This window comes from Sphingobium sp. R-21 (assembly GCF_049913335.1).
Taxonomy (GTDB): domain Bacteria; phylum Pseudomonadota; class Alphaproteobacteria; order Sphingomonadales; family Sphingomonadaceae; genus Sphingobium.
The window spans coordinates 152,498-162,976 of record NZ_CP184375.1 but is presented as its reverse complement, the minus strand read 5'-3'; the positions used below and the strand labels follow the sequence as shown (position 1 = coordinate 162,976).

10 protein-coding genes are annotated in these 10,479 nt (G+C 63.9%); 1 reads left to right on the top strand and 9 read right to left on the bottom strand.

Going from position 1 to position 10,479, the window contains the following annotated elements; translation table 11 throughout:
- Window position 1: 1 nt before the first annotated feature.
- Genes bcsA through ACN9MX_RS15580 form a run of 3 tightly spaced genes read right to left on the bottom strand, consistent with a single transcriptional unit; the run spans window position 2 to window position 5,393 of the window.
- Window positions 2-4,327 (bottom strand): UDP-forming cellulose synthase catalytic subunit, encoded by a 4,326-nt coding sequence (gene bcsA, locus ACN9MX_RS15590; protein WP_363829378.1) that lies wholly within the window; start codon window positions 4,325-4,327, stop codon window positions 2-4.
- Entirely contained in the window at window positions 4,327-5,064 is a 738-nt protein-coding gene (locus tag ACN9MX_RS15585) for a cellulose synthase operon protein YhjQ/BcsQ (protein WP_363829376.1), read from the bottom strand. Before ACN9MX_RS15585 ends, bcsA begins: the two co-directional genes overlap by 1 nt.
- Window positions 5,064-5,393, bottom strand: coding sequence for a hypothetical protein (locus ACN9MX_RS15580; protein ID WP_363829374.1), 330 nt, complete (start codon window positions 5,391-5,393; stop codon window positions 5,064-5,066). Before ACN9MX_RS15580 ends, ACN9MX_RS15585 begins: the two co-directional genes overlap by 1 nt.
- Window positions 5,394-5,700: 307 nt before the next feature.
- Here ACN9MX_RS15580 and yaaA point away from each other — a divergent pair, with 307 nt between their 5' ends.
- Window positions 5,701-6,453: a peroxide stress protein YaaA gene (gene yaaA / locus ACN9MX_RS15575; RefSeq protein ID WP_363829371.1), complete on the top strand. Its 753-nt coding sequence runs from the start codon at window positions 5,701-5,703 to the stop codon at window positions 6,451-6,453.
- 159 nt (window positions 6,454-6,612) lie between these two features.
- On the opposite strand, the gene ACN9MX_RS15570 is transcribed toward yaaA, so the two are convergent.
- From ACN9MX_RS15570 to ACN9MX_RS15545, 6 genes are all read right to left on the bottom strand, one after another.
- Window positions 6,613-7,434, bottom strand: a complete 822-nt coding sequence (locus ACN9MX_RS15570; protein ID WP_363829369.1) for a MucR family transcriptional regulator — start codon at window positions 7,432-7,434, stop codon at window positions 6,613-6,615.
- A gap of 176 nt (window positions 7,435-7,610) precedes the next feature.
- Window positions 7,611-7,973 (bottom strand): hypothetical protein, encoded by a 363-nt coding sequence (locus ACN9MX_RS15565; protein WP_363829366.1) that lies wholly within the window; start codon window positions 7,971-7,973, stop codon window positions 7,611-7,613.
- A 31-nt stretch (window positions 7,974-8,004) separates the two neighbouring features.
- Window positions 8,005-8,178 carry a hypothetical protein gene (locus ACN9MX_RS15560; protein ID WP_363736592.1) on the bottom strand — a complete coding sequence of 58 codons (174 nt, stop codon included), beginning with the start codon at window positions 8,176-8,178 and terminating at the stop codon, window positions 8,005-8,007.
- A 76-nt stretch (window positions 8,179-8,254) separates the two neighbouring features.
- The gene (locus ACN9MX_RS15555) at window positions 8,255-8,794 is read right to left on the bottom strand and encodes a pseudouridine synthase (RefSeq protein ID WP_363752530.1); all 540 of its coding nucleotides are present in this window, start codon (window positions 8,792-8,794) and stop codon (window positions 8,255-8,257) included.
- A gap of 6 nt (window positions 8,795-8,800) precedes the next feature.
- Entirely contained in the window at window positions 8,801-9,946 is a 1,146-nt protein-coding gene (locus ACN9MX_RS15550) for a cupin domain-containing protein (RefSeq protein ID WP_363829364.1), read from the bottom strand.
- A 66-nt stretch (window positions 9,947-10,012) separates the two neighbouring features.
- On the bottom strand, window positions 10,013-10,465 hold the full coding sequence (locus tag ACN9MX_RS15545) for a hypothetical protein (RefSeq protein WP_133651540.1): 453 nt from the start codon (window positions 10,463-10,465) through the stop codon (window positions 10,013-10,015).
- Window positions 10,466-10,479: the final 14 nt, after the last annotated feature.

Here is a 10,479-nt window from a genome sequence, read left to right as displayed (position 1 = left end):
ATCATTTCACCGCTTCGAGGCGCTTGGCTTCCTGCCGTTTGAACAGCAGATAGACCGGGGCGGAGATGAGGAAGGCGACCAGCAGGCCGCCCAGGGCGATCAGGAAGGGCCGCTGGCTCATCCAAAAGGCGATCTTCATCCAGACCGGCAGCGATCCGACCCAATAGCCGTTGCCCACCGCAAAGCTGGCCATGCTTTCGCCGTCCACCACGGAAAGGTCGCCCTGGACCTGGGCGTTGATCTTGGTGTCGTTAAGGCCGTTGACCAGAGCGGGCAGCGCTTCGGGATCGCTGGCCAGCAGCGCGACGACGCTGCGATCGGCGTCGAAGGGCGACCGGAAGCCGACGATGCCGCTGAAGCTGTCGGTCCCGGAGAAGAAGCCGTCGACGGTGGCGCTGTCGCTGCGCTCATAAGGGGAGAAGAGGTCGAAGACCCGCTCCACCGGCGTGCGTTCGGTGACGCGCAGCCGACCATCCTGGTAGAAGACGGGCGCGCCGGCGAAGAGCGATTCCGACTGGGCGATCTGGACCGGACCGATCACCAAAAGGTCCTTGCCCGCCATGCGGGCGGCATCGATCGAACGGGTGACGCTGATCCGGATCGCCGGGGTTCCGGTGGCGTCACCAAAGCGACCCATGACGTTCAGGAAGGCCTCCACCACGCCGGGCGTGGGATCGCCGGGCAGCAAGACGACCGTCTCTGCCATGTCCGGCCGCACGGTAAAGGGATAGCCCCCGCCCGCGAAGCTCGCAAGGTTGGGCATGTGCAGCGCATGATAGGCGTGACTGAGGTCGATCGAGCTTTCCGGCAATATGCTCACGCGCACATTGTCGGGCAGCATGCCCTCGCAGCGCTGCTTGGACTGGACCAGCAGGTTGTAGTCGAACACAAGCGAGTTCTGGCCGAACAGGTCATAGCGAGGCAGGATGACGTCGGCGCGCGACGTGTATGCCGTGGGTCGCCCGCCGCCGAACCATTTGTCCCACCAATGTTCGCCGGTCAGCGGCAAGGTGGTCAGATATTGGCCGTTCATCGACAGGTCGAGGCGCGAGCGGGACTTGTCGAGCCAGGGAGCGGAGGGATAGCGGTAGCGCAGGTCGAGCTTGGCCCCCTGGCGCGGCCAGAAGAACAGGTCGGGCGCCACATGGAAACCGGCGCTGAGCGGGCCGGGTGGCAGGCCGATGCCCTGCAGGGCGTAGCGCGGCACGATCTCGCCCAGGCGCACGGGCCGGTCGGTCCGCAGCCAGCGCGGCGCGGAATAGCGGGGGAAGGAAGGCAGGCGCACGCCGTCCAGCGACGCACTCGCCCCGCCGAGCATGCCGCGCCCGATGGCGAGCGCTGCCGCAGCCTGCTTCAGCTGCTTTTCGTCGCTGCCGCTGACGACCAGCAACTGGCCCTCGCTGTCCACCGGGTTGGTGATGATGGTCGCGGCGGGGCCGGCGGGAAGGTTGATCCCGGGGATGCGGCGGCCCGGCGTCACGAACAGCACGGCATTGCCGGCGGGGATCTGGCCAAAGCTAGGCTTGAAGGAATAGCCGCGATAGCTGGCCATGCCGCCGAACCAGGACGCGGTGCTGGCTGCGGCCTCCAACTCGCCATTGGTCGGCTTGCCCGCGAAGACGAAGGGCAGTTTCAGCGCCACATTGTCGTTACGGTCGAAAAAGGGCGCGGGCAGGCGCGCAAGATCGGGCTTCAGCGGCAGCGACTGGGTGGTGATGTTCAGCACCGACCGCGTGTTGCTGACATTGGCCCAGAGCGAACTGTGGAAGGGGTCTTCGCAGTCGCGGGTATAATGTCCGATAAAGCGCAGATTGAGCGAATTGTCGCCCGGCAGGAACAGCGCCGGATTGATCGGCACCGTCACCGTCTGCGCCGTGCCGTCCGAAGGCCGGAGCGGCAGGGCATTGACCACCTCTCCGTTCAGCAGGACGACGATCTGGCTGAGGTCGCCGAGCAGCGAGGGGGAGAAGTTGAAGGCCAGGGTCAGCGAGGCACCGGTCACGACCTGGTTGCTGCGCAGGCCGAAGGGAATGCCATATTCGCCGCGTGTTCCGGCAAGGCGAATGGGGTTTTTGACCTGCAGGTCCTTGAGCAGCAATCGTTGCTGCCTGCCGCTGGATGAAGCGATGGGAGCGGCCGCGGCGGGCGCACTGGCCGGCGCGGCTGGAACCGCGTTGGCGGATGTGGTGGCGAGCGCGCCGGCGGCCGCGGCGGCGGCCATGGCGCGCATCGCCTTCTTGCGGCGACGCGGCAGGCGCCAAATGTCGATGATCGTGTCGATGCCCACGCTGAAGATATCCTTGATGGATTTGAAGCCGGCGACCGGCGCCAGCGGCTTGTCCGATTGCCACGCATCGGCGCGGCCCATGACGGCGCGCACCAGATGACGGGCGTGCACCATGTCGAGCGGCTGGAAGCGCAGCTTTGCCCGGCCATTGTCCATGCGAACGGTGTCGACCGGAATGGTCAGCGTCTCGTCACCCATCGGCAGCGAGATGTCCGTGACATGGCGCCCCTGCAGCGCGAAACCGTCCGGCAGATTCGCCGCCAGACCGCCCAGCGAAATGTCGACGGTCGTGCCGTCGACGACATAGCCGTCGTCGAAATAGAGCGTGACCGGCATTTGCGCGGTGATGCGGATATTCTCGCGCACCTGACGCTGTTCGCGCGCGACGGAAATGGCCGCGATCAGGATCAGCAGGCTGAAGCTGGCCCAAGCGGTGTTGAGCAGCACCGTGTCCCACTGCGCGTCGAACAGGAGCGGGAAATTCAGCTTGATGAAGCCGAAGACCACGCCGAACATCAGCAGCAGGGCGGTGATGACATGCGGCCGCACGGTTGTGCCGTCGAAATAGGTCTGGTCCAGCAGGCCGCCCTTGTCGGTCACGTTGAACTTGCCCTTGCGCGGGTTCAGCAGCGTGAACAGCGTCGGCTTCACCAGGTGGAAGGCGAGCAGCGTTTCGTAGATTTCCCCCCAGAAGGGCCGGCGGTCGCCGCCCTGGATACGTTCGCTGGACATGGTGGAGATGAACAGATGCGGCAGCGCATAGGCGAAGATCAGTGCGGCCGAGGCATGGATGATGTTCTGTCCGCCGATCAGATAGGCGAGCGGGGAGGTCAGGAACACGATGCGCGGCAGCGGAAACTGAAAATGCAGCATCGCGTTCAGGTAGCAAAACCGCTGATGCCAGTTGAGGCCCGGTCCGAACAGCGGATTGTCGATCCGCATGATCTGCGTCATGCCGCGCGCCCAGCGGATGCGCTGGCCGACATGCAGCACCAGCCGCTCGGTCGCGAGGCCGGCCGACAGGCGGACGCCGATATAGGCGGTGTTCCAGCCCATGCGCTGCAGCTTGAGCGCGGTATGGGCGTCCTCCGTCACCGTCTCGCCGGCAAAGCCGTTGGTCTGCTCCAGCGCGGATCGGCGGATGACCGCGCATGACCCGCAGAAGAAGGTGGCGTTCCACAGGTCGTTGCCCTTTTGCACCGCGCCGTAGAACAGATCGCCTTCGCCAGGCAGTTCCTTCACATTGCCCAGATTCCGCTGCACCGGATCGGGCGAATAGAAATGGTGCGGCGTCTGCATCAGCGCGAGCCGCGCATCCTTCTGGAACCAGCCGACCGTCATCTGCAGGAAGGCGCGGGTGGGAACGTGGTCGCAGTCAAAGATCGCGATTAGTTCGCCGTCCGTCTTCTTCATCGCGGCGTTGAGATTGCCTGCCTTGGCATGCAGATTGTCCGCCCGGGTCAGATAACCGCAGCCCGCCTGGCGCGCAAAGGCCCGGAATTCGGGGCGCCGGCCGTCGTCGAGGATATAGACGTGGAACCGGTCGCGCGGATAGTCCATGTCCATCGCGGCGAAGACCGTGTTCTGGACGATCGCCAGGCTCTCATTATATGTCGGGACATAGACGTCGATGACCGGCCATTGATCAGGTTCGCCCTCGATCTCCACAACCGGGCGGTCGAGCGGCCAGCTTGTCTGCAAAAGGCCCAGGACCAGGATGACCCAGGCATAGAGTTCCGCCAGATAGAGGCCCGTGCCCAGCAGGGCCGCGGGCAGGCTGTCGAAGTCCAGCGTGTGGGTCGTGCGCCAGAACAGATAGCGGGTCGACACCAGCAGCGACAATATGCCGATGGCGATGGTCGACCGCTTCCCGGGCGAACGGTTGAACAGGATCACGCCCGCCATGGTCGTCAGCGCGAAGATCCACTGCGACTCCAAATCGAGCGGGACCGTGACGACGGCGATGATGACGGCGGCCACGAAGAGCCCCACCGCAAGCCTGAACAGGGCCTGCGGCGCGAAATGGGAAGGGAGGGACATCAGGCGTCTCCTGTAACCTCGATGTTCGCCTCTCCCGTGGCAGGTGTCAGTCCGATGCGCTCTTCTACCGCGTCCGCGAACAGGCGCAGGTCCTGCAGCGCGGCGCTGGTCGGTGCATATTTGCTGATGAGTTCAAACCGCGCGAGCGCTTCATTGACGGCCTCGTCGCGGCGGATGGTGGCGAGCAACTGGTCCCCGAACAGGTCGCGGACGAAGCTGTGGCTGTGACGCGACAGCTTCTGCCTGTCGTCGAGCTGGTTCAGGACGAAGACAGTGCGGTCGAGCTTCATTGCCGGAGCCGTCGCGCTGAGCCGGTTGAGCGTGGCGAGCGAAGCGGCGGTGGGCAGCAGCGGGCAGATGTGCAGTGCGCAGCGTGGCGTCAGCAGTTCCAGCAGATGCCGGTCCTCCGACGCGACGTCCAGGATCCACACATGGCCGGAATCGAAGATCCGGTCCAGTTCACCCTCCACGCGCGTCGCAAATGTAGCGGAACGGCTCTGGCCATGGCCCTGCAGGACGCTGACGCCGAACGCGACGAGCGGTTCGCCGCCGCCTGCGCCCCATTCCGGCACGGCCTGCGCCGGCATGAAGCCGAAATGCATCTTCAGCGAATCCTGGAAGGTGCAGTCCAGCGCATTCACCTCATAGCCCTTGCCTGCAAGGTGCAGGGCAAGCTGGGCCGTCAGGAAGGTGGTGCCGGTGCCACCCTTGGGCGATTGAACCAGGATGACGGTCATCAATCCAACTCCGAGAAGCGGTTGAAGAATTCCCGGAGGTCGACATCGCTTTTCGGCGCGGGCCGGTGTTGGGACTTGCCATATTGGGCAAAGATCTGACCGGGTTCGGGCGAAGATTGCGGTGCCAGCCGTACAGGGGCCGGCTTTTCGTCCTGCCGGGCCTGCCAGACAGGCAGGGGCGCCGCTTCATCGCCGACAATCTTGCTGTCGCCCAGCACGGCGGCGAAGATAGGCCATAATTCGGTTTCGGAGAATCTGTCCTCAAAGTCGCGATAGGCGAAGTCCTTGCGGTTCAGCTTCTCCAGCAGTTTGCGAGCGTCGCGGCGCATTGGCCCCCCAAAATGCGTAAAACAAAAGTTGATCGTTACTTATATCTAATTTACTATATCTTTCTTAATAGAATGACAGCGCAATGCGACAAAAATTTCAAACTTGATGTGTATCAAGCTGAGACGCTGGGCTGTCCTGGTGTTTCGTTTCTGTACAGCAGCTCTCATCCGCTCGTGCGCGGCCAGCGCTATACTGGCCCTTACTCTTCGGACGACTGATCGTTCCGCGGGACGTATCGGCCTTGCGTCAGGGTGGAGAGCCCCCAGGCATTTTGACGCATGGTCGGGTGATCGCTAGGGAGGCGTCATGATCGTGCTGCTATCCCCCGCCAAGACGCTTGATTTCGAAAGCGCATTGCCACCTCTGCCCGCCACGAGGGCGCATTTCGTCGAGGAGGCCCATAGTCTTGCCAGATCGGCCGCGAGGCTGTCGCAAAAGCGACTGTCGGAATTGATGCATATTTCGCCGCGTCTGGCAAAGCTCAATGCGGAGCGATTTCGCGATTTCCCTGAGCAGCCCGAGCGGCAGGCCCTGTTCGCTTTCGCCGGCGACGTCTATGCGGGCTTTGAAGCGCAGACGCTGGACGAAGCGGGCATCGCCTTTGCGCAGGACCATGTCCTGATGCTGTCGGGCCTTTATGGCCTGCTGCGGCCGCTGGATGCCATCAGGCCCTATCGGCTGGAAATGGGAACGCGCTGGGCGCCGCGCCACAGGAAGCTGACCGACTGGTGGGGTGGCCGCATCGCCGACCTGCTGCGCATGCAGGTGGCGGAGGAAGGATCAGGCGTGGTGCTGAACCTGGCCAGCCAGGAATATTTCGCGGCGGTGGAAGGAAAGCTGGCGGGCATCCGGGTCATCGATGTCGATTTTCGTGAGCCCGGTCCCGAGGGGCCTCGTTTCGTCAGTTTCAATGCGAAGCGGGCTCGGGGCATGATGGCGCGCTGGATGTGCGAGCATCATATCGGCGACGTCGATGCGATGCAGGGTTTCGACAGCGACGGCTATCGCTTCGATCCAGAGGAAAGCACGCCCGATCGCTGGCGTTTCGTTCGGAAGTGATGGGGCGGACGTGACGGGGCCGAAGTAACGGGTCTTGCGTCGTCATCGCGACAGGCATTGAATACCGGGCCTGTGGTTGCGGGAACGCTGGTGTCAGCCATATGGTGAAGTCGTAGGCGGCGGGAAGCAAGAACTTCGCATCTTGCTTCCCGCCCATGATCAGGACTTGGCGGCTGTTGTCTCAGCGGCCTTTCCATCGTTTCCCAGATGCGAGTTCGCCGCTTCCAGCGCTGCCTTCAATGATTTGGGCTTGGCAGGGGCGGCCTTCTTAGCAACGCTCTTTTCCTGGCTGGACGCCTTGGGGGACGTAGCAGTCTTGCCGTTCTCCTTGTCGCTTTTCGGCGCGGCGATCGACAGGCGCTTGCGCGACTGCTTGCTGGCGGACGCAGGGGCGGCGCGACTGCCACGGTTCGAAATGACCGGGGCGGGCGCGTCGGCCTTGTCCTTTTTCGGGGTCGCAGCTTTCGGGGTCACGGCCTTTGCCGGGGCTTTGGGCGCCGCCGCCTTTGTGCCGGGAGAAGGGGCCGGGCTTGCGGCAGCGACCGGTGCCTGTGGAGAGGCGGTGCTTCCGGCAACGGCTGGCTTCCGGCCGAGGCCTGTCTTTTCCGCGACGGCGCGCCGGGTCTGCGAATAGCTTTGGGCGACCAGCGGATAGCTGCTCGGCAGCCTGTAGCGCTCACGATATTGTTCCGGGGTCAGGCCATGAGCGGCCAGATGGCGCTTCAAGGTCTTGTAGGGTCTGCCGTCGATGAGGCTGAGGATATGGTCAGGCGAGGCGAGGCTCTTGCGCACGGAAACCGCAGGCGTGAAGCTCTGGGCAGCGGGTTCGGCAATGGCCGCGGCCGCGTCTTCCGTCAGCGCCGTCCGGGTGGTCCTGATCAGATCGGCGAGGCTTTCGCTCGAAACGCTGTTTCTGGAGACATAGGCGCTAAGCAATTGGACGGTGAGGGCAGTGATATCGTTCTTGTCTTCTTCAGCCATGTGAGCGGACCCGTTTCGTGAGGATGTCAGCGCTATTTGCGGAAATCAACGCGGATTGTAAACGCCGCATTTCCAGTAATGGTCAGCAATATTCGTGCTTGCGCCCAGTCAATCAATTCTCGGAAAGTCGATCCCGTTCCGCGATCGTCGAATTTTCTGTGCGGAAATGGGTTTGATCACTGGTTTTCGACGGCACCCATCCTGGGCATGAAATGACAGTCGCGCCAGTTCCGGTCGCCCTTCGGCACGAACGACACATAGTCACCGTCTATGATGAGCGCGGCCGTCGGGCCGCGATAATATCTGCCCAGCGACAAGGTCCCGCGTTCCAGCGTGAGTCGTCCCTCCGTCCAGATGATCGTTGCCCGGGCATCATCGACATGGAGGGTAAAGCGCCGTCCGGCTGCACATTGCACCTCCATGCCCCGGGCCGCTCCCTGCGCGCTGGCGGGCGCGGTGGCGAGCAAGGCCACGCAGATCATGGCCACGGGCATGAGGGCGGCGGGCATGAGGGAGGCGAAGAAAGAGCCGGAGGTCATTGCCGGAGCCTTGTTGAGACGAACTCTCCTGCTAACTCGCCGCGGATTCGTCGGTTCCTGCGGCAAGGGCATTGGCGATCATCGCGGCCAGCGTTTCTTCCGCCCGCTGCTTGACGGCTGCATCCTTGGACAGCAGGTCGTGCCGTATCCATTGGGGTACCCGGCCGACAATAGTCGTGATGAGATTCGTCAACTTCTCGTCCATGGCTTCGCTATGCGGACACCGCCTGCCTGGGGCAACTGCAAAAGACGTCATCCAGATCAAGCCGCCCCTTCCGCGTTCACGCCTCGCGCCATTGGCCCTGCGCGATGCCGTCCAGCGCCCAGTCGCCAATATTCCAGCGGACCAGCCGCAAGGTGGGATAGCCGACAGCCGCCGTCATTCGCCTGACCTGCCGATTGCGTCCTTCGCGGATCGTCAGCCTTATCCAGCAGTCGGGAACGCTCTTTCGGAACCGGACGGGCGGATCGCGGGGCCAGAGGGAGGGCGCGTCGATGCGTTCGACCTCAGCGGGGAGGGTCAGGCCATCCTTCAGGCGCACGCCACGCCGCAGCGCCGCCAGCGCGGCCTCGTCCGGATCGCCCTCCACCTGTACCAGATAGGTCTTGGGCATCTTGAAGCGCGGATCGGCTATCCGCGCCTGAAGGCGGCCGTCGTCGGTCAGCAGCAACAATCCCTCGCTGTCGAGGTCGAGCCGCCCTGCAGGATAAAGGCCGGGACGGTCGATATAGGCGGCGAGCGTGGGACGGGGTGGTCCCGTCCTTTCATCGGTGAACTGGCAGAGCACGCCATAGGGCTTGTTGAACAGGATGAGTGCCATGACGGATCAGTCCGCGTCGAACGCCAGGCTGCCCAGGTCGATCAACGCCGCGACCAGCATGATCACGGGCGGGGAGGCAGCCAGCCTGGCGTCCACGACCATGGTCGGTTCTCTGCACAGCCCCTCGGCCAGCCGCGCCGTGTCCCCGTCGCAGTCGAAGTCATGGCCGTCCACGAACAGCAGCAGGTCCGGTTCGCCTTGCCGGATGAAGGAAAAACGGCTGGCGGGATTGCGGCTGAGCGGAACGCCTTGGGCCAGGAGGGCGCGCACCGTCTGTTCGTCGGTCGGTTCGTCCGGCCGCCAGTCCATGTCGGCCGACTTGGGCAGGCTGTTATATAGGCCGAACCAGCGGGCGAAGGCGCTGCGGTCGGAGAGAGCCTCCAGCACCATGGCATGCATCCGGTCGAGGGCTGACGCGGCGATCTCGCCGGCATTGGGCTGGCGGCGGAGGTCGGGATCGGCGTAGCGATCCTCGTCCGCCATGTCGTCGGCCTGATGCCGGCACCAGTTTTCGACCAGCTCGGCGCGGGATGGCGCGCGAAAGCCGATGGAATAGGTCATGCAGTTCCCGCCGATCGCCACGCCGTCATGGGCGAAGCAGGGCGGAACATAGAGAATGTCGCCCGGTTCGAGGATATAGTCGTCCGTCGCCTCGAAATCGGGGATCAGGCGCAGGTCGTCATGCGGCAGCAGCGGTGTCGAGGAATCGCATCGCGGGCCGACGCGCCAGCGCCTTCTTCCCAGGCCCTGCACCAGGAACACGTCATATTGGTCGAAATGCGGCCCGACGCCGCCTCCGTCGGTCGCGTAGCTGACCATCACATCGTCGATGCGCCAATCGGGTATGAAGCGAAAGGGTTGGATCATCGCCGCGACATCGGGCACATGATGATCGACCGCCTGCACCAGCAGCGTCCAGGCGCCGTCGAGTTCCGTAAAACGATCCTCCGGCAACGGGCCGCTTTCCATGGCGAGCCGATCCGTCCGCCGGGTGATGAGGCGCGAATCGATGCCCTCCTCGCAGGAAAGCCCGGCCAGATCGTCGGGATCGAGCGGATTGCGCCACACGCTCCACGGGTTGCGGATCAGCAGCGGACGTTTCTGCCAATAGTCGCGCAGGAACAGGTCGATGTCGAAATGGGCGAGGTGCATGCCCCGCCCATGCGCCGTCCGGCGGCTGCTGTCAAAAGGCGCCCTCGAGCGGCGCCCCGGCGCCGTTCAGATGGCCCAGTTGAGATAGAAGTCCTTGAGCGCATGCGCATCATGGAGGGCATTGTGCGGCATCCGGCTGTTGGATGCGGCGCTGAACCCCGCGCCGTTGATGAGTTCGAGGCGCAGCCCGTCCAGCCTGATCATCTCGGCGGGACCGGTTACGAGAAGGGCGCAGAAATGGGCCAGGTCATCGGGCCAGTCAGCGATGATCACGGGATCGCGGTCATGAGCCAGATAGGCCTCCAGATGCTGGGCCGCCTCCACCCGGTTCAACTGATGGTCGACGCCCGGGGGCACGAAGCGCAGATAGGGAATCACATTCTTTTCCACCCAGGGATGGATTTCGGCCGGCAGGGGAAGCGAGACGTAGAAATCCTGGTCTCCGATTTCGGGGACGAGCGCCAGGCTGATCAGGGCGCCGCCAAAGCCGTTGAATTCTGTATCGAGGAAATATCGCATCTCGCTCCTTTGAC

Bases quoted from the DNA above. Each gene is read 5' to 3' on its own strand.
- ACN9MX_RS15565 (WP_363829366.1), bottom strand. From the start codon at position 7,973: ATGACCTCCGGCTCTTTCTTCGCCTCCCTCATGCCCGCCGCCCTCATG.
- ACN9MX_RS15545 (WP_133651540.1), bottom strand. From the start codon at position 10,465: ATGCGATATTTCCTCGATACAGAATTCAACGGCTTTGGCGGCGCCCTG.
- ACN9MX_RS15585 (WP_363829376.1), bottom strand. From the start codon at position 5,064: ATGACCGTCATCCTGGTTCAATCGCCCAAGGGTGGCACCGGCACCACC.
- bcsA (WP_363829378.1), bottom strand. From the start codon at position 4,327: ATGTCCCTCCCTTCCCATTTCGCGCCGCAGGCCCTGTTCAGGCTTGCG.
- ACN9MX_RS15580 (WP_363829374.1), bottom strand. From the start codon at position 5,393: ATGCGCCGCGACGCTCGCAAACTGCTGGAGAAGCTGAACCGCAAGGAC.
- yaaA (WP_363829371.1), top strand. From the start codon at position 5,701: ATGATCGTGCTGCTATCCCCCGCCAAGACGCTTGATTTCGAAAGCGCA.
- ACN9MX_RS15560 (WP_363736592.1), bottom strand. From the start codon at position 8,178: ATGGACGAGAAGTTGACGAATCTCATCACGACTATTGTCGGCCGGGTA.
- ACN9MX_RS15555 (WP_363752530.1), bottom strand. From the start codon at position 8,794: ATGGCACTCATCCTGTTCAACAAGCCCTATGGCGTGCTCTGCCAGTTC.
- ACN9MX_RS15570 (WP_363829369.1), bottom strand. From the start codon at position 7,434: ATGGCTGAAGAAGACAAGAACGATATCACTGCCCTCACCGTCCAATTG.
- ACN9MX_RS15550 (WP_363829364.1), bottom strand. From the start codon at position 9,946: ATGCACCTCGCCCATTTCGACATCGACCTGTTCCTGCGCGACTATTGG.